Below are 19,368 nucleotides of genomic sequence, written 5' to 3' on the forward strand. Positions count from 1 at the left end.
CGGCCCCGAAGGCCAGCGCGGCGGCGCGCCCATGGCGGGAGACACCGATCCCCCCGGCACGCAACGCGGCAACGGGCTGGTCGTCCCCGGTGGTGTAGGTCACCGCGCCATCGGTGCCGCTCTTGCGGCTCTTGTCGATCAGCCGCTGCGCCGACAGCACGAAATCCACGGTCTTCAGCGCGGTGCCGTCCGGGTCTACCTGATAGACGTCGAACGGTATGCGCTTCGACTGGTCCCAGCGATCATTGGCGCCGCCCAGCCGCAGCATTCCCATGTGGTGATCGTTGGTGCGCGGGCGGGCCGTGAAGCGTTGCGAATCGGCCTGCCACGCGGTGGCCGGGCAGCCATCCACGCCGGGATCGTGATCATTGGCCCAGCGCAGATCGAGTTGCATCGTCCCCTGCGCGTTGCCTTGCTGGCGGACCTGCTGATCGATCGGGTTTTCGGCGGGCAGGACGAAGTCGAGCAGCACACCAAGTCTGCGCAGCAGGGCTGGGTAGTCGCTGTAGGACGCCAGACGCTTGTGGAAGTCGAGCGTCAGGCTCTCGGGCGGCGGGGGAATGTCCTTGCCGCTCGGCCGGCGCATGGCAAGCGCATCCGCCGAGAGGGGTTCTCGGCGATAGAAGCGGTCGGCCTGGTACAGCGTGTATTCGGCGGCGCTGGCCCAGTTGGCCATCAACTCGGTATCGGGCGTGCCGTTGGGGGGCTGCCAGTCCGGCGGCAGCACGCGCACCGGGAAACTTGCCCCGTTGACCGGGTTGCCGCTCCTGTCGACACCGATGCCGGCCGCGGTGCCCGAGTATTTCGACTTCGGGCCGAATACGCTATTGCGCAGCACCTGCTCGATGCCGCCATCGCCATCGTTGAAGAAGCGTGCGAAGCCACCCTGGCGCTCCGCGCCCACCTCGCGCGGTGCCCCCATGTCGATCAGCATGGCGCGTAGTGCCGGATTGGCCGATGACCAGGGCAACAACGTCGGGTGCCGGCTGGTGGCGCCCACGGCCAGTTGCGCGTAGTACTTGCGCGCCAGACCGAGCACGTTGCGCACGGCGTAGGAGCGCAGGTTGACCCGGCTCATGTCCTTGAAGACGAAGCCATCAACCGGCGTCTCCGGCGCGAAAAGCTGGCTCCAGAGATCGACGTCGGGCTGTGCCTGACCGGCAAGCGGCCCAAGTGGTTCGAGTGGCAGCAACGTGTTGCCGATGCGTAGCCCGAACTTTGCCTCGGCCACGGTCCTTGGCCAGAGCAGCCATTCAGGAAAGGCCCGGAGTTCTCGCTCGTTCGCGCGCTCGGGTGTCAGTCGCGGCGAAGCGACGACCGACACCTTGAGGCGCCCCTTCAAGGTCCCCTCGGTCACACGCCCGGCGGGCAGGACCGTCCAGAGAATCGTTTGCGTGGCCATGCGCAGCCCCCTGTTTGACCAACGTCGGGTCAGGCAAATGCCTCGGCGTACTGCCGCCAGGCGTACTCGGTGTCGTCGTGGATCAGCGCCAGTTCGTCCGTCAGCGGCAGGGCCGGCTGCAGCCCCATGAGTTCGCGGAAGGTCGGGTCGCCGTTCGCGCCGGCGAACTTTCGCTCGCAACTGATCGTGACGCTGGTGGAGAACAGGAATACCTCGACTTCGATCGTCAACTGCGCGCGCCCCACGCACTTGCCGCTTTGCGATTCGTACGCCAGCGCAAGGTACAGTTCGATCGACGCCGTGATCAACCCCAGCACGCTGACGCTGCCGCCAAGGCGGAAATAGCCGGTCAGGGCGCAGTTGTCCTGCTCCATGCGGAAATAGATGCCGGCCATGACATGGACACCACCAGATGCCACGCCGAGGTTGACCGAGATGCTGGCGCCAAACTCGAATGAGGCTTCCAGCAATTGGATGCCGCCCGGATCAAGCGTGATGCCGAAGAACCCGCCGCCGCCAAACATGCAGACCGACAGATTGAACGGCTGCTCGCGCGTGCAGAAGTTGAACCGCACCGCCAGCGGCTGACCAATGAACGGCACCGTGAACCCGGCGCCCAGCGCAAGGTTGCTGAGATTGAACATGCCCACCGAGATCGACGGCAGGGCCACGTTGAAGCCCGCATCGATCCCCTTGGTGGAAATGTCGAGGTAGGGCGGGTCGGAGAAGCCATCGAGCGGTATCAGGTCGCGCAGCGTCTCCACGAACGAGAGTGGGCCGATGAACTTGATGTCATTGAGCAGCACGTCGACGTTCATCTTGTCGGCGGTGCCGACGCGGAATTCGATCTTCTCGAAATTCAGTTCCAGGAAGCCGGCGGCGCCTATCAGGATCAGGTCGAAATGCTTGAGCGAACTGACGACCGTCAGCTTCGGCTGTCCGCCGCCTGATTTCTTGACCTTGGCCTCCACGGCTACCGAAAAGCCGGCGGGGTCGTTGGGGTGAAAGATTGGGCCGGAGGCCGGCCAACTGACGATGCGCGGGTTCCAGTTGAAGCGGATGGTCAGTTCATCGCCGAACAGCACCTGCAAAAGCGTGCGGAGCACTGGATCGCTTACTGCGAGCGCCTGCATCATCGCGTCGAGTACGTTCAACAGCGTCTGCCGCGCCGCGCCTTCGAGCAGCCGGAAGTTGGCGAGGGTATTCCGCAGGGGCGCCAGCGCGTTCTGCACGGCCTTGAGGTGGGCAAAAAGCGCATCCGAATCGCTCAGGAGGGCCTGGAACGCCTTCGAGTCGCCGAGGATCGCATCGAGCGCGGCGAACAGCGCCTTGCCTTCGGCCACCAGCGCGGCCACCGTGCCGAGGTCGCCAGCAAGCGCAGAGGCAACGTTGGCGGCCTGAACCAACGACTGACGCAGGCCAGAGGGTAGCGAGACACCAGCGACCGTCGCACCCGCGGTGGCGCGCAATTGATCCGAGGCGCTCTGCACAGCCGTGATCGCCGTGGCGAGATTGGGCAGAGCAGGCGCTGCGTCGATCGACGTGTTGACCAGTGGCGCGATAGCGTTGCTGAGCGCGGTCAGCGCGGCTTGCAGGGCGTCCAGTCGCGCCTGCGCATCGGCAACGAGCCCCGGTGCGTAGGTGGCGGCCTGCTGTTTCAGGTCTGCCACCGTCGAGCCGATGGCGCTCACCCCGCCCGTGGCGGCGCTGCCGGTCTGCCCGGCCAGCCCAGGCAAGGCGGCATAAAGCTGCGCCAGACCGTTCAGGAATAGTTCGGCCTGGCTGCCGCACTCCGAGACAAAGCGCGGCACCTGCTCGGGCGTGTCCACCAACGACGTCACTGTCTCGATGACCGCGCCAAGTGGAATGCATCCGAACAGCAACGGAAGGTTGGGCAGCCCGGCGCTGGGGAAGGCATCCGAGCCGGTCATGCTTCCGCCCACGAAATCGGCCACAGTGCCGGTGACCGGCCCCGTCAGGCGAGACACCGCGCTCGGATTGAGGTTCGGCTGGACGAAGCCGCCGGCGCGATCCCCCTGTGCGGAGAAATCGAGCCGGGCCTTGTTCTTCGGATCGTTTGGCACGATGTTGACGAACACCTGCCCCTTGTTATCCGCGCCGAACTCGCTGGCCAGGTAGGTGTTGTTCCATTCCACCACGTTGGCGTCGCCGCTGCCGGTAAGCTGCGCCAATGCCGGAATGCGCAGCGTGGCCCGAACCACCTTCGGATAGAAGGCGGGACGCTGCTGGGTCTGGCCGTACGCCTTCAGCGTTGGATTACCGGTGCCGGCTTCCGCGCCGAAGCGCAGCTCGCGCACCTCCAGCATCGTGTCACCAGGCTGCGCGCTGCGGGCCAGCGTCATGGATTGCGGCGCCATCGTCGCGCCACGTCCCGTGCCGGGGACCTCGCCGGGTGGCAGCCCCTGATCCCAAAGCGTCTGCGCTTTGGCGAACGTGCCGTTCGCAGTGCTCGGGTCCATGGCGATGGATTCATACATGAACACCATCGGCAGGTCGAAGCGGATAGCACGCCCGTCGAGATCCGTGCCTTCGCAGCGGAATGGAAACGGCACGCCGCCGACCAGGGGCCAGATCGGGGCCGTCGTCGGCGTTACCGGGCTCAGGTCCGGCGTCACCAGGCTCAGGATGCGCACGCTGGTCAGGGGCATCTGTAGATGCAGTTGCGTGCGGCCATCGGTACCGCGCAGATCGGTCTCCGTGAAGGCCCGCTCGCGTTCGCGCACGATGATGAACGTGCGCTTGCGAAGCACCGCCGCATTGCCGGGCACGCCGCCATGCTGGAATTTTCGCTCGGTGATTTCGACCAGCACCGCGCGGTGCCCGAAGGGCCATAGAAACCCGCGCTTGACCGTGCGCACGTAGTGGTCACGCCCCATGCTGCCGCGATGGGTCCAGGCGACGAGATCGATCGACTGGGGGCCGTCCCATATGCCACGCACGTTGATCCACGCGCCCAGCGCGGAGAGCATCAACTGATCGGCAGGAATCGCGGCGGGGGTGTAGCCCGAGCGCGAGAAGTTGGACGACAGATGGACAATGCTGTAGCGGTCCATGTCGTTGAGTGCTGCCTTGAACGGCATGTCCGCGGGATTGGGCAGTTCCCCGACGGCGGCCGGAAACTTGGCCTGGATCGGCTTCGACGTCCCTTCACCCGCCAGCGCCCAGACCGCGCGCACGATGCGGTTGGGATCGGGGTGAGGCGGCACGATGGTGCCCTGATCGGTGGGTGCCACGAGCTGGGTGTGCCATAGCTCCGTATGCCCGTCCGGCGTGGTGACCGGCGCCACCGCGTGATGCCAGCGCTCATCGGCATCGGGGCTCAGGATCAGGCGCCAGGGCACCTCCAGCGCGGTCTGCTGGGGGGTAGGCTCGGCGGGACGGGGCTTCAGGCCCGACAGGATCGGACCGAGCCCGACGTCCGTGGTAACGCCCCGGCGAACGTCGATGGCCGGCAGGGCCGCACGGCGCCGTGCCGTAGCCGGAGCCACCTGCCGCCGCTCAAGCGTCGACGTATCGCGCTGGACCGATGCGAGCTTCATGTTGCGTAGCGTGACGCTCGGCAGGGCGGCGCGCTGGGCCAGCGTCAGGCTGCCGGTTGCCTGCGCGATCAGCCCGCCGAGCCATTCGGGAAAAGACAGGGGCGGTTGCGCGGCCGTGGGCGGCAGGGCGTTGGCGCCCACGGCCAGCGGCAGATCGCGCACGGCCGTGAGCACGCCTTCGAGCGTGTAAGGGATATCGAAGCCATCAGGCACGGCAAACGCGATCCGCGATTCGCCCGCGATACGGGCGCGCGCCGGCAGCGTGACGGGGGGATCAACGGCTGGTGGGGAGGATTCGGCGAACGCCTGCTCGAAGATCGATTGAGGCGGAAAATGCAGGACCAGCGTGGCCACGCCGCTGCCGGTCTTGCGCAGCCGTGGCGGGCTGCCTCGCTGCACGGTCAGATTGTTCAGTTCCACCCGCAGCACGAGCAGGTCGTCCTGCCGGACCACCGGCTGACCGGGGCGGCCCGCGTCGAAGAAATTCTGATTGGGATCGGGCGCGACAGGGAGCGGGATCGGGATCGGAATCGGCCGGATTACCACGGGGCCATCGACACGCGTTTTGACTGAAGCTGTCTTGCCGGCGGCCGGCGTCGGCCTGCGCGGGACTCTGCTGACCATCGCAGCCCCCTTTCAGAGAATGTTCTGATTGTTTGCAAGAAACGGGGTCACGGGCAGCGTCCCGGGACACAGCCAATATATTCAGTCCGCGCGTTTGCGGAATTCGATATCTTGCAGATCAGATCTGAGACGGGCCAGGCGCGGGGGGCAGGGTGTGGCCGTGGCGTCTCACCAGCGCAACAGGCGCGGACCGAGCAGCCAGCCCAACGCCGCCGGAATCAGCATCCCGGCCAGATACCAGATTGCCCAGAACGGGACCTCCATTTCCGGGCAATGCAGGCAATAGACGATGGTTGCCACCGAACCGGCGAGCAGCCCCGCCAGGGTGCCGGCGGCGCGGAGGTTCGTTGGGGCCATCTGCCGAACCGCCCAGACCACCGCCACGCACAGCGGCAAGGACAGGAACACGATATTGAACGGGCAGGTCCTCCACGTCATGCCGAGCATCAGTGACAGCCGCTGGCTTGCCGGAACATTGGCCAGCACCGCCAGGGCGCCGATCCACACCGCCAGCACCGGCACGCCCGGCACCGCCCAGCGGGTACCCACCTGCGCGCCGGGCACCATCAGGCGTTTCAGCACAAGGAATGCGCCGATTGCCAGCGACAGCGGAAACGCCACCTTGAGCCAGAACACCGGCGTGACCAGCATCACGCGGATGTCTGGGCGCACCCCGTACGTCATGGTCAGCAGCAGGAGCGCGCCGGCGGCACCGGCGCAGAGCGCCTGGACGAACGCCCGGCGCATGATGTGCGGGTCCACCGGGCGGATGCCGGTGGCCAGCAGGGAGATGAGATCGTCTGTCTTCATGATGTGAACAGGCGCGCTTTGGCGGCCAATGCCTTAAGCCCGCGATGAATACCTACCTTGACCGCCGATTCGGACAGCCCCGTCAGCCGTGCGGTCTCCGCCACCGACAGGCCCTCAAGCTTCACATGCAGGATGGGTAACCGCTGTTTGTCCGGCAGTTGCTCGAGCAGGCCGCTCAGATCGAGTCGTGCATCGTGCGCCGGCGCATCGTCGCTATGGCAGAGGATGTCCGCGACATCGTCCAGCGACTCCGTCTCCCCGTGACGGGAACGGCTACGCAGGAAGTCCAGCAGCTTGTAGCGGGCAATCGCGTAAACCCACGCCGTCAGCGGTTCATCGGCGCGGTAGGTGTGCCGGGCGTTGTGCACCGCCAGAAGCGTTTCCTGGACGATGTCCTCGACTTCATCCTGCAACTGATAAAGCCGCCGCCGGACAAAGGCGCGCAGCCGGCCGGTCAGTTCGGTCAGGAATGCATGATAGGCGGCCTGATCGCCACCCAGGCCGGCCAGGAGCAGCGCGCGCAGGCGCTGCTCCACCGCATCCATGGCCTCCATGCCGGCGCGCTCGGGAGCGGGCTTCATGCAAGCGACGACTGCGCGGAGATTTGATCGATCAACATCGTCACGAGGTTCAGGGGTGATCGCTTCGAAATGATATGTGAGTGCACCCATGGCGACAATCCGCGTGCATGTGCTTCTCCGTTATTCGTCGGCAGGCGCCATCCGGTTACAGCGGACCACAAAAAAATATTCTCCCGGGCGGCTGTAACCGGTGACCGATCCCCCGCGAATTGACAGTCAGATCATCCGACCACCGGGCCCAACAACCTTGCGCTGCAAGGCAGGCCGGGCGGGACCACGGATATCTGACTTCCCTTCACATTGATCCGCTCTCAAGGAGTATCGCCATGAACACCATCAAGCTCGCCGCCGCCGTGACCCTGGCCGCCCTGACTTCGGGCGTCGCCCTGGCGCAGAACAGCACCATGCAGCAGTCCAAGGACAAGCCCGCGATGGAGAAGTGCTACGGCGTGGCCATGGCCGGCCAGAACGATTGCAAGGCGGGGGCGGGCACGACATGCGCCGGCACCCAGAAGACCGATTACGAGCGCGACCACTTCAAGTCCGTGCCCGTTGGTACCTGCGCGACGATCAAGACGCCGCACGGCATGGGCACGCTGAAGCCGATGTAAGCCGGATGGCAGCCCGTTGGAGACGTCAATCATGACAGCGACACCACGCGCGGGGCTTGGACTCAAGCCGCAACACTTCGAGCAGGCGCTGCAATGCGCCGAGCCGGGCCTGTGGTTCGAGGTCCACCCGGAGAACTACCTGATGGCCGGCGGTCCGCGCCTGGCGTGGCTGACGGCTATCAGTGAGCGCCATCCGGTGGCACTGCACGGCGTGTCGCTGTCATTGGCGGGCGATGCCCCGCCGGACGAGGCGCATCTCGATCGGCTTCACGCACTTTTGCGGCGGATCGAGCCGGTGCTGGTTTCCGAGCATCTGGCGTGGTCGACGCTGGACGGGCGCTACGTGCCCGATCTGCTGCCGGTGGCGCGGACCACGGCCCGACTGGCGCAGGTGGCGGCCAATATCTCCCGGGTTCAGGACCGCCTTGGATGTGCCATCGCGCTGGAGAACCCGTCGCACTACCTGCGCATGGACGAGCACGACTGGAGCGAGACCGATTTTCTGGCCGAACTGGTGCGGCGCACCGGCTGCGGGTTGCTGCTCGACATCAACAATGTTTACGTCAGCGCCCGAAACATGGGTTACGACGCGTGGGACTACCTGACACGCGTGCCGGCCGAAGCCGTGCGGGAGATTCATCTGGCCGGACACAGCTTCGACGACGAGTTCGGCGCGTCACTGCTGATCGATTCGCACGATGCGCCGGTGGCGGAGGCCGTCTGGTCGCTATATCGCCGCTTCGTGGCGCGGGTCGGTGAGCGTCCGACGCTGATCGAACGGGACGACAACATTCCCGAATTCGCCGACTTGCTCGACGAGCGCAATCACGCGCAGTCCATCCTGGACGCGGAGGTCGCCACATCATGAACGCCAACGGACATCGCTTTCAGGACGACTTCCTGCGCGCCATTCTGGCGCCGCCGGGCATCGCGCCGCCGTGGACCCCAATCACGCCGCTGACGCAGCAGCCTGGCTTCAAGGTCTATCGCAACACCGTGCTCAAGGGCTGTGTGGATGCGCTGGCCGCGAATTTCCCGACGGTCCTGCGGCTGGTAGGGGAGGACTGGTTTCGCGCGGCGGCACTGATCCACGTCTGCGCGGAGCCCCCGCGCAGCGTCTGCCTGATCGAGTATGGGCAGGAATTCGCGGACTTCCTGTCGGGATTCGAGCCTGCCGCGGCACTGCCATACCTGCCAGACGTGGCACGTCTGGATCGCCTCTGGACCGAGTCCCACCTGGCCGCCGATGACGAGGCGCTGGACGCGGCAGCGCTGGCCACGCTGAACGGGGGCGATCTCCTTGGCGCGGCGCTACGGCCATGCGCCAGCGTGCGCTGGCGCTGGTTCGAAACGCCTGCCTTCACGATCTGGCGGGTAAATCGGGAGCAGCGTGATCTCGAAGGCGAACTGGATTGGATCGGGGAGGGCGCCTTGCTGACGCGGCCAGAAGGTGCCGTGGTCTGGCAACACGCCACGCAGGGCATGTGCGCCTTTCTGGATGCCTGCGCCGCTGGCGCCAGCCTTCAGATTGCCTGCCAGTCCGCCACGATTGCCGAGCCCGGCATCGACATCGCCCGCCTGCTGGCCACGCTGCTTGGCGCGCGGGTTTTCGCAGACATTCACTGAGCCTATCCAGCTTGCCGAGGTAGCCATGTCAAACGTATCTCATACCGATTCCCCAGTGCGGGCCGATACCACGCTCTGGTCGAACCTTACAACGCGGGCCTCGCGGCTGATCAGCGACTCGTTTCTGGCATTGCTGGCACGGCTGGCAATTGCATCGGTGTTCTTCCTGTCGGGCCGCACCAAGGTCACCGGGCTGCTGACGATCAAGGACAGCACTTATTCGCTGTTCGAGCAGGAGTACAACCTGCCGCTGATCCCGCCCGAGCTCGCGGCCCATCTGGCCGCGTACGCCGAGCACCTGTTTCCGGTGCTGCTGGTGCTCGGCCTGTTCACGCGATTTTCGGCATTCGCGCTGCTGGGGATGACGCTGGTCATCGAAATCTTTGTCTATCCCGATGCCTGGCCCACGCACCTGACCTGGGCCGCGCTGCAACTCTTCCTGATTGGCCGGGGTGCGGGCGCCTTCTCGCTCGACCGGAGATTCGGCATCAAGTAGCCCTCAAGTGGACCTCAACCTGGCCCGAGAATCCTCTCGGGTCTTTTCCTTCCGCCCCGGCACGCTCGTTGGCCGGGGCATTCCCCTTTCTGCATAGCGGTTCTGTGCGGATATCGGCCAGATCGAGGCCGTCTGTCCGCACGTCAATGCTGCACTGCGCAATCGCATTCCCGGCGTATTCACAAGGCCGAAAGCCCCAGGCGTGGCCGACCATGTCGCGCTGCGATGCAGCATCGGATCATTGTGACTTCCGCACTAATTAAGCAATTCATTAACTTGACTTTGCGCATTCGGACTTTTACGCTCCCGATCTTCATACAAGACGTTCGCATGTAGAACGCGAGTTCGATATGCGTTCATTTCGGCTTTCGTAGGAGACAGATCTTGAGTAAGGTCGCCGGGTTCTTTACTGAACTGATGCGCCGGTATTTGCCGGACCCCTTTGTATTCGCCATCGGCCTGACGTTGCTGACGATGGTCATGGCAATGCTGGTAGAAGGACAGGCCGCCCAGGCGGTCATCACGAACTGGGGCAAGGGGTTCTGGAACCTGCTCTCGTTCACCACCCAGATGGCGGTGATTCTGGCGATGGGCTACGTGCTGGCCACCGCGCCGCTGGTCGACCGCTTCCTCAACGCCATCGTCGCCCGCGTGCAGACGCCGCGCGGCGCCATCATCGTGGCCACGCTGGTAGGCGGTATCGGCAGCTACCTGAACTGGGGCTTCGGCCTGGTGATCGGCGGCATCATCGCCCGCAAGCTGGCACTGAAGGTCAAGGGTGTGCATTACCCCCTGATCATCGCATCGGCCTACAGCGGCTTCACGATGTATGGCCTGGGCCTGTCCGCCAGCATCCCCGTACTGATCTCCACCCCGGGTCACCCGATGGAAAAGCTGATGGGCGTGATCGGTCTCAAGGAGACGATCTTCTCCACGCCGATGCTGCTGACGAGCCTTGCCGTCATCGTCACGCTGCCGCTGCTCAACGCAATGCTGCACCCGCGTGATGCCAAGGAAGTGGTGGAAATCCGCGAGGAGAACACCGCCGAGGACCACGCCGCCGGGCACGGCCACAGCATGGGCATCGAGAACACGCTTGCCACGCGCATGAACAACAGCCGCCTGCTGAGCCTGATCATCGGCCTGTGCGGGCTGGCCTACGCCGGTCTGCATTTCTCGCAGGGCGGTTCGCTGGACCTGAACCTGATCAACTTCCTGATCCTGTTCATCGGCGTGCTGCTGCTGGGCACCCCGGCCAACTACGTGGCCAAGCTGAACGAAGGCATCAAGACGATCTCCGGCATCATCCTGCAGTATCCGTTCTACGCAGGCATCATGGCGGTCATGGCCGGCTCCGGGCTGGTGGACAGCATCTCGCGCGTGTTCGTCGATATCGCCACGCCGCAGACGCTGCCGTTCTGGGGTCTGGTCAGCTCGTTCGTGATCAACTTCTTCGCGCCGTCCGGCGGTGGCCACTGGGTGATCCAGGGTCCGTTCATGATCGACGCGGCCAAGGCCATCAACAGCTCGGTGGCGCAGACGTCGATGTCGGTCATGCTCGGCAACGCCTGGAATGACCTGGTGCAGCCGTTCTGGATTCTGCCAGCGCTGGCGCTGTCGAAGCTGAAGCTCAAGGACGTGATGGGCTACACCGTGATCATGATGTTCTGGGTCGGCGCGATCTACATCGTCGCCATGCTGGCCTGGGGCGCGCAGATCTGACAACCGATACAGGAGACATTCGATGCCGTACCTCATTGAGACCTTCGACAAGCCCGAACACCAGCACGTACGCCAGGCCAACCGGCCCGCGCACCTGGAGTTCCTGGCGGAGAACAGCAAGCTGCTGCTGGCCTGCGGGGCCAAGCTCAATGATGACGGCAGCGATGGCGGCGGTGGCATCTACATCGTCGACGTGGATACACGCGAGGCCGCGCGAGCACTGATCGAGGCCGATCCGTTCTTCACGGCCGGCCTGTTCGCCGACATTCGGATCGTGCGCTGGCGCAAGGCGTATCTGGATGGCGTCTGCCATCTCTGAACGCCAGTCCGGAGCGCCAGCCATGAAACGATGGAAGCAACGTCCCGAAGGCGCCAACTGGGGCGACTTCGGCGATGACGACCAACTCGGCCGCCTGAACCTGATTACCGCGGACCGCGTGCGTGCCGCCGCGCGCGAAATCCGCAGCGGCAAGACGTTCTGCCTGTCCCTGCCGCTCGATCTGCCGGGCGGCAATGTTCTCAATCCACGCCGGCATCCGCCGGTGTTGCGCCCCACGTTTCGTGACGACGTGGCGTACGTCAACTTTCCGCTGGCCAAGGTCGACCCAAACGCGCTTGATGTCCTGAGCGACGACCAGGTACTGCTGTCGATGCAGTACTCGACGCAGTGGGATTCCCTGGCCCACGTCGGCGCGCTGTTCGATGCCGACGGCGACGGCGTGGCCGAGCGGGTCTACTACAACGGCTTTCGCCCCAATACCGACATCGTCGGGCCGGTCGACTACGCGGAAGGCGACGATTTCTCCGCGCACCCGTGCGGCCATGACCACAGCCACGCCGACGCGCTCGGCATCGAGACCTTCGCCGCGCACGGTATCCAGGCGCGTGGCGTGCTGGTCGATCTGGCCGCGCATTACGGGCGCGAGTGCCGCACGGTCGGATACGACGACCTGATGCGCGTGATCGAGGCCGATGGCATCGTGGTCGAACCCGGCGACATCCTTGTGCTGCGCACCGGGTTTGCCGAGATGGTGATGGAGATGGCCGGCCAACCCGACGCCGAGGTGCTGCACCACAGTTGCTGCGCGCTGGACGGCCGCGACGAACGCCTGCTGCAATGGATCACCGATTCCGGCATCGCCGCGATCGCCGCGGACAATTACGCCGTGGAGCGCTATCCGGCACGGCCCGCGCCGGAGGGAGCAGGGCCGGTGCCGATGCTGCCGCTGCATCATCATTGCCTGTTCAAGCTCGGCCTGCCGCTGGGCGAGCTGTGGTACCTGCGCGATCTCGCCGCATGGCTGCGTGCCGAGGGTCGCCATCACTTTTTCCTGTCGGCGCCGCCGCTGCGGCTGCCGGGTGCGATGGGGTCGCCGGTGACGCCCGTCGCCACCGTCTGATTTCGCCGGATTCACAAGGAGCCCCCACATGCTGTTCATGGTGGAAATGACCGTCCGCATCCCCCAATCGCTCGACCCGGAAGTGGCCGACGCAATCAAGGCCAAGGAAAAAGCCTATTCGCAGCAACTGCAGCGCGACGGCAAGTGGCGCCATCTGTGGCGCGTGGCTGGCCTTTATGCCAACGTCAGCATCTTCGACGTAAAGGATGCCGACGAACTGCACACGCTGCTGACCGGCCTGCCGCTGTATCCGTACATGGAAATGAAGGTCACCGCGCTGGCGCAGCACGGCTCGGCCATCGCGCAGAACTGAACCACGGGAGCCGTCATGCCTTTTGCCGACCTCTCCGACGTCCGGATCCATTACCGCCTGGATGGCGCCGAGCACCTGCCAGTGCTAGTGCTCTCCAACTCGCTCGGCACCACCGCCGACATGTGGCAGCCGCAGATCGCCGCGCTGTCCCAACACTTCCGCGTGCTGCGCTATGACACGCGCGGCCATGGCGAGTCGGGCGTCACACCCGGCCCGTACAGCATCGCGCAGCTTGGCGGCGATGTGATCGGGTTGCTCGACCATCTGGGTCTGCAGCGCGTGCATTTCTGCGGGTTGTCGATGGGCGGCATCACCGGCATGTGGCTGGCGCTGCATCACCCCGATCGCCTGAACCGCCTCGTGCTGTGCAACACCGCGGCCTATATCGGCCCGCCCGAGAACTGGACCAATCGCGCCGCGCTGGTGGAGCGCGAGGGCATGGCCGCGATCACGGCGGCCGTGGTCGACAAATGGCTGACGCCGGACTTCAGCGCGCAGCAGCCGGAACTGGTGCAGCGCCTGCAAGCCATGCTCGGCGCCACCAATCCGAGCGGCTATGCCGCCAACTGCCTGGCCGTGCGCGATTCCGATCTGCGCGCCGAGATCCAGCGCATCCAGACGCCGACGCTGGTGATCGCCGGCTCGGGCGATATCCCCACGCCACCCGCCGACGGCCGCTATCTGGCCGACACGATCCCCGGCGCCCGCTACACGGAGTTGTACGCCGCCCACCTGTCGAATCTGCAACAGGTGGAGGGCTTCACCCAGGCGGTGCTGACGTTTCTCGGCAGCTGAGCCGAGCGGTCATTTGCCCGTCGCCACGCGGTGCGGGTAGCATTGCCCGCCTGACGACAACTTCTCGGGCGGGTGATGATCGACAAGCAGTACGGCGGCAAGCCTGCATGGCGACTGGCCATGGCTGTGGTGGGAGCCTTGCTGGCGGGCGACGGCATCGCTCTGATGCTGATGGGCGTGTTCAACTTCGGCATCGTGCTGCCGTTTTCGCTGGGTGTCGCCCTGATGGGCCTGGCCTGGCGCTGGGCCGCCATCGCCCGGTGGCGCGCAGCGGTGCCATGGCGGCAATGGCTCTGGCGCGCCGGCTGGGCCGGGTTGATCGTGTGGCTGGCCAGCGTCGCCATGTTCTTCCAGCACATGCGCCACGGCATCGCCGACCTGGCGCCGAACGCATCGGCGGCGGGTGCCCCCGTGGCGATCGTCATTCTGGGTTCCGGCTCACCCAACTGCGAGGTATCACGCACGCTCGCGGCCCGGCTCGATGAAGGGCTGGAACAGGCCAGCCGTTTCCCGGCGGCATCGGTGGTCGTCAGCGGTGGGCAGGATTTCGGCCGGTTGCCCTGCACCGAGGCCGGCATCATGGGGGACTACCTGCTGGCGCACGGTCTGGCGCCGGATCGCCTGATCCGCGAGGACCGCAGCACCAGCACGGCGGAAAACATGCAGTTCAGCCGCGAGATACTGGCCCAACACGGCGTCCGTGCTACCGATCCCGTGATGGTGGTAACCAGCGACTTCCATCTGCTGCGCGCCGAGCGGATCGCCCGCAAAGCGGGCTTTACGACACTTTCCGGCGCAGCTGCCGCCACGCCGCTCTATATCCGCTACAACGCCTGGCTGCGCGAGTATTTCGCGTATATCAGCGGCTGGGTGCTTGGCGAGTACTAAAAGACATTCCGGACGGCGTCGGCAGACGCCGATAAGCAGAGCCGCCGGCCGTGCATATCCCCAGAATTAGCGATGTGCAACGGCAGGCGATCCGGTCATCATGCCGCCACAGGCGTTTGCCGCGACTCGCCTGCTACCACTTCCAGCCCTCATTCCTCCCGGCCTGAGGGCTTTTTCTTTTTTCTTGGTGATTGGGGGGGGTGTCGGGAAACCACCCGTTCCGGTCTTTCAGCTATCTCCAAAGCGGTCATTTCCCCGTTTGCGCTTCGGGTACACGCAGGGGTGCCGTTCTGTGCGAATGCTTTATTGACAGGCATGACCGCAGGGTATACCCGTCAAATATGCCAGTCAGGATATTCCAGATCGTGAGCCGGTGCTCCTCGAGCCAATTCCTTCAGACGATCAAGCTGCCTCACGGCATCAGCCCCGGCCTCAATGCGGTAATCATTGAGCTTGCGATTCTCCAAAGCATTACCGTTGAAAACGGTGTGACCGACATCGACTGACCGCAATTGGCCGAGGAGGGTAGTTTTCCCATGATTTTCGAAATAGAAATCTCTCTTATCATGGCCTTTGGGGGATCGGAACCTCTCAAGTGCTGGCGGCTTCGGCCGTTATTTATGGCGTTTGTAGAACCTCTCTTCTGCCGGGTCTTTCCCCCATGGGGAGCGGCTGACGCATATTTGCCCGCAAGGGTATGTCCCAATCCACGGGCCCCAACTGCCGCTGCCAATAAAGAAAGTGGCTCCTTCCCCAAACAAACAACACGAAAAGGATTCTCGATGTCTCGTGGCCTATCTCATCTTGTTCCTGCTCTGGTGATCAGCGTAACGGCAACGCTGGGGCTGTCGGCCTGTGGTGGAGGCGACTCGTCCTCCGCTCCGACGACACCCGGTACCGACACAGTAGGCGGTTCGTCCCCCGCTCCGACGACACCCAGTACCTACACAATAGGCGGAACGATCTCCGGGCTGGTCCGTGGCACCCAAGTCACGCTGCAGGATAACGGCGGTGACGCGCTGACGATCAATGCAAACGGTGCTTTCAGTTTTCCGACGCAAGTCACTTCGGGCGCGAGCTATGCAGTGACGGTCAATACTCAGCCGATGGGGCAAACCTGTGTGGTGGCCAGCGGCTCTGGTACGGTCGCCTCTGGTGCGGTGAGCGACATCTCAATTACCTGTTCGAGAAACGAGTATGCCTACGTGACGAATCAGACTGCCAACACTGTCTCGCAGTACACGATTGGTACCAACGGGGTGCTCATGGCGATGGCAACCCCCACGGTGCCAGCGGGAGGTCAGCCGATAGCCCTAACCGTAGACCCGACGGGCAAGTACGCTTATGCGGTGAATTTCAACGGGGGCACCGTCTCGCAGTACGCGATTGGAGCCAACGGCGCGCTCACGGAGATAACGGCCGCTGTGGGAGCGGGACATTCTCCGAATTTTGTAGCCGTCGACCCGACGAGCAAATACGCTTATGTAGCGAATTCGGGTAGCAACACCGTCTCGCAATACGCGATTGGTGCCAACGGCGCGCTCACGGAGATAACCGCTGCAGTGACCGCGGGAAATTCGCCGGCGTCCGTAACCATCGACCCGACGGGCAAATACGCTTATGTAGCGAATTTGGCTAGCAACACCGTCTCGCAATACGCGATTGGTGCCAACGGCGCGCTCGCGGAGATAACCGCCGCAGTGACAGCAGGAAATTGGCCGACATCCGTAACGACTGACCCGACGGGCAAATACGCCTATGTAGCGAATCTTTCTGATGGGACCGTCTCGCAATACGCGATTGGTGCCAACGGCGCGCTCGCGCAGATAACCGCCGCAGTGAACGCGGGAAATAGGCCGACGTCCGTAACCGTCGACCCGACGGGCAAATACGTCTATGTGGCGAATTTTTCTGGACGAACCGTCTCGCAGTACGCGATTGGCACCAACGGTGCGCTCACGGAGATAACCGCTGCAGTGACCGCGGGAACCAGTCCAACTTCCGTATCCGTCGACCCGACAGGCAAGTACGCCTATGTGGCGAATCGGGATAGCAATTCCATCTCGCAGTACGCGATTGGTGTCAATGGGGCCCTCACGGCAATGGCAATTGTGCCGAACACTTCGCCTTCAGGCATCGTCGTAACCTACGCGCCAACGCATTAAGTAAGCAGCGGTCATCCGGGATCTGGGGCGTGAATCGGACGAGAGAACTGGTGGATATCAGTGTTGATATCCATCAGTTCTCTCTTGTGCGTGGCCGTGGCGTCAAGATGATGACTTTACGAAAGTACTCCCGACAACTGGAATGGAGTTCTGTCAAAGTGACCGTTGAGTGGACAGGAACGGCCACCTGTTTGATCCAGGACGGTTGCAGATGAATGACCCTTGATGGCCGAACGCGGACGAACCCCTCCCGGTCGCCTCCCGGCAGCAGGGGATGAGTCTGTTTCTTCCCGGCCCATCCCAAATCCGCATCATCTTGGTTACCAGCAGGCTCCCCGCACTCTCGTCCACCTCAACGCGACGGCGTCAATCGCATTCAGGAAAGACGCAAAGAAAAAGCCCGCTCTTGCGAAGAGAGCGGGCTTTCTTGCCATGCGACGGCTATCACGCCATCACGGCACAGTCACGACTCGGTTCAGCGCTGCGCCGACTGCTCACCCTTCGCATACACGCGTTCGCCGGCCACCCACGTTTCCAGTACCTGGATCTTCCAGATATCGGCCGGGGCTACCTTGAACAGGTCGCGGTCCACCACGATGAAGTCGGCCCATTTGCCGGTCTCCAGCGAGCCCAGCGTCTTTTCCTGATGCTCGGCGTAGGCGGCGTCCAGCGTGAACGCGCGGAATGCCTGCGGCAGGGTCATCGCTTCCTCGGGGTGCCAGCCGTGGATCGGGCGGCCTTCATGGTCGGTACGCGTCACCGCTGCGTGCAGGCCGTAGAACGGGTTGGCCGATTCCACCGGGAAGTCCGAGCCGCCGGCAATCACGGTGCCTTGTTTCAGGAAGGTTTGCCAGGCATAGGCGCCCTTGATGCGTTCCTTGCCGATGCGGTCTTCCGCCATGTTCATGTCGCTGGTGGCGTGCGTGGGCTGCATCGACGCGATCAGGTCCAGCTTCTTGAAGCGCGGAATATCAGGCAGCGAGACCACCTGGGCGTGTTCGATCCGGTTGCGCAGGTCGCGGCCGCCCACATCCTTGTAGGCCACTTCCATGGCGTCGAGCACCTGGTGATTGGTCTTGTCGCCGATGGCGTGCACATTGACCTGGTAGCCAGCCTTGAGGGCGGTCTTCACGGCGGTCTGCATCGCGGTATCGCTCATGAAGAGCAGGCCGCTATGGGCGTGGTCGTCGGTGTAGGGCTCCATCAGCGCGGCGCCACGGCTGCCCAGCGCGCCATCGCCGTAGAGCTTCACGGCACGCAGGTAGTAGCGGTCATTACCGTAGCCGATCAGCGGCCCCTTGGCGGAAAGGGCCTTGAAGTCGTCGCCCGTGTCGCGAATCATCCCGTAGATGCGGGTGTTCAGCTTGCCCTGGTCGGCGAACTCACGATAGATGCGGTCGTCGGCCACGGTCACGCCGGCATCGCCCACGGCGGTCAGGCCCAGCGCGTTCATGTGTGCGACGGCGGCGGCCAGCGCGGCACGGCGATCGTTGTCGGTGTAGGGCGGAATCACATCGTTGACCAGCGCCATGGCCTTGTCGACCAGCACGCCGGTCGGGTTGCCGTCCGCGTCGCGCTCGATACGGCCACCGGCCGGGTCCTTGGTATCACGCGTGATGCCGGCCGCCTGCAGGGCCTTGGTGTTCAGCCACGCGGCATGGCCATCCACGCGTACCAGACGCACCGGGCGGTCCGACACTGCGGCATCGAGTTCAGCGGAGGTCGGGAAGCGGCCCAGCTTCCAGTTCACTTGATTCCAGCCATAGCCGAGCAGCCACTGTCGCTGAGGGTTCTTCTGACCGTAGGCGCGGATCAGGCCCTGAGCTTCCTGCAGGTCGCGCGTGCCGGAGAGCGAAATCTCGGTCGTCTTGAAGCCCAGGCGGAACACGTGGCCGTGGGCGTCGATCAGGCCCGGCAGCAATGTCTTGCCCTGACCGTCGATACGCTTGGCATCGGGGTACTTCGCGCGCAGGGCAGCGGCGTCACCGGTGGCCACGACCTTGCCCTGGTCGAACACGAGGCCGCTGAACTGCACGATCTGATCGTGCTGCAGCGTGTAGCCCTGCACGGACTCCACCAGCGTTGGGGCTGCGTGGGCGTGCATCATGGTCATGGCGGCTGCCAACGCTACCAGACTGGTACGGATGACTTTCTTCAAGAATCTCTCCCTTTCGTTGTGCTTTGTTTTTTAGTGTTGTGGCCGGCGATGGTAGTACCGGCCCACCTTCTTTGTATGTACTTGATCGGACATTGCAGACATTGGTCTGGCCGAAATCGGACGGCGCACGAGTAGTACAGTGCGCCGCATCATAAGAGAAAAAAGAAGGGGGCGATAGGCGGGGAAATGCCGAAACAAGGGCGTTCGGCGTGACCGT

General features: G+C 64.2%; 15 protein-coding genes and 1 pseudogene. 11 read left to right on the top strand and 5 right to left on the bottom strand.

Annotated features, from left to right (window positions below):
• From D769_RS13895 to D769_RS13910, 4 genes and pseudogenes are all read right to left on the bottom strand, one after another.
• Positions 1 to 1,402, bottom strand: a pseudogene (locus D769_RS13895) (hypothetical protein); the annotation flags it as partial.
• A gap of 29 nt (positions 1,403 to 1,431) precedes the next feature.
• On the bottom strand, positions 1,432 to 5,586 hold the full coding sequence (locus D769_RS13900; RefSeq protein WP_008646069.1) for a hypothetical protein: 4,155 nt from the start codon (positions 5,584 to 5,586) through the stop codon (positions 1,432 to 1,434).
• A 168-nt stretch (positions 5,587 to 5,754) separates the two neighbouring features.
• Positions 5,755 to 6,396 (bottom strand): DUF1109 domain-containing protein, encoded by a 642-nt coding sequence (locus D769_RS13905; protein WP_008646070.1) that lies wholly within the window; start codon positions 6,394 to 6,396, stop codon positions 5,755 to 5,757.
• The gene (locus D769_RS13910) at positions 6,393 to 6,950 is read right to left on the bottom strand and encodes a sigma-70 family RNA polymerase sigma factor (protein ID WP_234818967.1); all 558 of its coding nucleotides are present in this window, start codon (positions 6,948 to 6,950) and stop codon (positions 6,393 to 6,395) included. Before D769_RS13910 ends, D769_RS13905 begins: the two co-directional genes overlap by 4 nt.
• Before the next feature lie 353 nt (positions 6,951 to 7,303).
• Here D769_RS13910 and D769_RS13915 point away from each other — a divergent pair, with 353 nt between their 5' ends.
• From D769_RS13915 to D769_RS31045, 11 genes are all read left to right on the top strand, one after another.
• Positions 7,304 to 7,588, top strand: coding sequence for a DUF2282 domain-containing protein (locus D769_RS13915; RefSeq protein ID WP_008646072.1), 285 nt, complete (start codon positions 7,304 to 7,306; stop codon positions 7,586 to 7,588).
• A gap of 31 nt (positions 7,589 to 7,619) precedes the next feature.
• A complete protein-coding gene (locus tag D769_RS13920) occupies positions 7,620 to 8,456 on the top strand; it encodes a DUF692 domain-containing protein (protein ID WP_008646075.1) in 837 nt (278 codons plus the stop codon).
• Positions 8,453 to 9,214 carry a DNA-binding domain-containing protein gene (locus D769_RS13925; protein ID WP_008646077.1) on the top strand — a complete coding sequence of 254 codons (762 nt, stop codon included), beginning with the start codon at positions 8,453 to 8,455 and terminating at the stop codon, positions 9,212 to 9,214. Before D769_RS13920 ends, D769_RS13925 begins: the two co-directional genes overlap by 4 nt.
• A gap of 25 nt (positions 9,215 to 9,239) precedes the next feature.
• The gene (locus D769_RS13930) at positions 9,240 to 9,710 is read left to right on the top strand and encodes a DoxX family protein (protein WP_011519116.1); all 471 of its coding nucleotides are present in this window, start codon (positions 9,240 to 9,242) and stop codon (positions 9,708 to 9,710) included.
• Positions 9,711 to 10,094: 384 nt separating this feature from the next.
• Positions 10,095 to 11,432: a TIGR00366 family protein gene (locus D769_RS13935; RefSeq protein ID WP_008646079.1), complete on the top strand. Its 1,338-nt coding sequence runs from the start codon at positions 10,095 to 10,097 to the stop codon at positions 11,430 to 11,432.
• Positions 11,433 to 11,454: 22 nt separating this feature from the next.
• A complete protein-coding gene (locus D769_RS13940) occupies positions 11,455 to 11,751 on the top strand; it encodes a YciI family protein (RefSeq protein WP_008646080.1) in 297 nt (98 codons plus the stop codon).
• 22 nt (positions 11,752 to 11,773) lie between these two features.
• Positions 11,774 to 12,832 (top strand): cyclase family protein, encoded by a 1,059-nt coding sequence (locus tag D769_RS13945; protein WP_008646081.1) that lies wholly within the window; start codon positions 11,774 to 11,776, stop codon positions 12,830 to 12,832.
• A gap of 28 nt (positions 12,833 to 12,860) precedes the next feature.
• Positions 12,861 to 13,145, top strand: coding sequence for a muconolactone Delta-isomerase (gene catC, locus D769_RS13950; RefSeq protein ID WP_008646082.1), 285 nt, complete (start codon positions 12,861 to 12,863; stop codon positions 13,143 to 13,145).
• A 15-nt stretch (positions 13,146 to 13,160) separates the two neighbouring features.
• Positions 13,161 to 13,940, top strand: a complete 780-nt coding sequence (gene pcaD, locus D769_RS13955; protein ID WP_008646083.1) for a 3-oxoadipate enol-lactonase — start codon at positions 13,161 to 13,163, stop codon at positions 13,938 to 13,940.
• Between the two features lie 75 nt (positions 13,941 to 14,015).
• On the top strand, positions 14,016 to 14,828 hold the full coding sequence (locus D769_RS13960) for a YdcF family protein (RefSeq protein ID WP_008646084.1): 813 nt from the start codon (positions 14,016 to 14,018) through the stop codon (positions 14,826 to 14,828).
• 782 nt (positions 14,829 to 15,610) lie between these two features.
• Positions 15,611 to 16,993, top strand: coding sequence for a beta-propeller fold lactonase family protein (locus tag D769_RS31045; RefSeq protein WP_040011044.1), 1,383 nt, complete (start codon positions 15,611 to 15,613; stop codon positions 16,991 to 16,993).
• Positions 16,994 to 17,468: 475 nt separating this feature from the next.
• Here the strand turns inward: D769_RS31045 and D769_RS13970 are convergent, their stop codons facing one another.
• Positions 17,469 to 19,151 carry an amidohydrolase gene (locus D769_RS13970; RefSeq protein WP_008646086.1) on the bottom strand — a complete coding sequence of 561 codons (1,683 nt, stop codon included), beginning with the start codon at positions 19,149 to 19,151 and terminating at the stop codon, positions 17,469 to 17,471.
• Between the last annotated feature and the right edge of the window lie 217 nt (positions 19,152 to 19,368).

This window comes from Cupriavidus sp. HMR-1 (genome assembly GCF_000319775.1).
Lineage (GTDB): Bacteria > Pseudomonadota > Gammaproteobacteria > Burkholderiales > Burkholderiaceae > Cupriavidus > Cupriavidus metallidurans.

What these genes read in the sequence shown, in the direction of transcription:
- D769_RS13900 (WP_008646069.1), bottom strand. Translation starts at nt 5,586, where the DNA reads ATGGTCAGCAGAGTCCCGCGCAGGCCGACGCCGGCCGCCGGCAAGACA.
- D769_RS13905 (WP_008646070.1), bottom strand. Translation starts at nt 6,396, where the DNA reads ATGAAGACAGACGATCTCATCTCCCTGCTGGCCACCGGCATCCGCCCG.
- D769_RS13910 (WP_234818967.1), bottom strand. Translation starts at nt 6,950, where the DNA reads ATGGAGGCCATGGATGCGGTGGAGCAGCGCCTGCGCGCGCTGCTCCTG.
- D769_RS13915 (WP_008646072.1), top strand. Translation starts at nt 7,304, where the DNA reads ATGAACACCATCAAGCTCGCCGCCGCCGTGACCCTGGCCGCCCTGACT.
- D769_RS13920 (WP_008646075.1), top strand. Translation starts at nt 7,620, where the DNA reads ATGACAGCGACACCACGCGCGGGGCTTGGACTCAAGCCGCAACACTTC.
- D769_RS13925 (WP_008646077.1), top strand. Translation starts at nt 8,453, where the DNA reads ATGAACGCCAACGGACATCGCTTTCAGGACGACTTCCTGCGCGCCATT.
- D769_RS13930 (WP_011519116.1), top strand. Translation starts at nt 9,240, where the DNA reads ATGTCAAACGTATCTCATACCGATTCCCCAGTGCGGGCCGATACCACG.
- D769_RS13940 (WP_008646080.1), top strand. Translation starts at nt 11,455, where the DNA reads ATGCCGTACCTCATTGAGACCTTCGACAAGCCCGAACACCAGCACGTA.
- D769_RS13945 (WP_008646081.1), top strand. Translation starts at nt 11,774, where the DNA reads ATGAAACGATGGAAGCAACGTCCCGAAGGCGCCAACTGGGGCGACTTC.
- catC (WP_008646082.1), top strand. Translation starts at nt 12,861, where the DNA reads ATGCTGTTCATGGTGGAAATGACCGTCCGCATCCCCCAATCGCTCGAC.
- pcaD (WP_008646083.1), top strand. Translation starts at nt 13,161, where the DNA reads ATGCCTTTTGCCGACCTCTCCGACGTCCGGATCCATTACCGCCTGGAT.
- D769_RS13960 (WP_008646084.1), top strand. Translation starts at nt 14,016, where the DNA reads ATGATCGACAAGCAGTACGGCGGCAAGCCTGCATGGCGACTGGCCATG.
- D769_RS31045 (WP_040011044.1), top strand. Translation starts at nt 15,611, where the DNA reads ATGTCTCGTGGCCTATCTCATCTTGTTCCTGCTCTGGTGATCAGCGTA.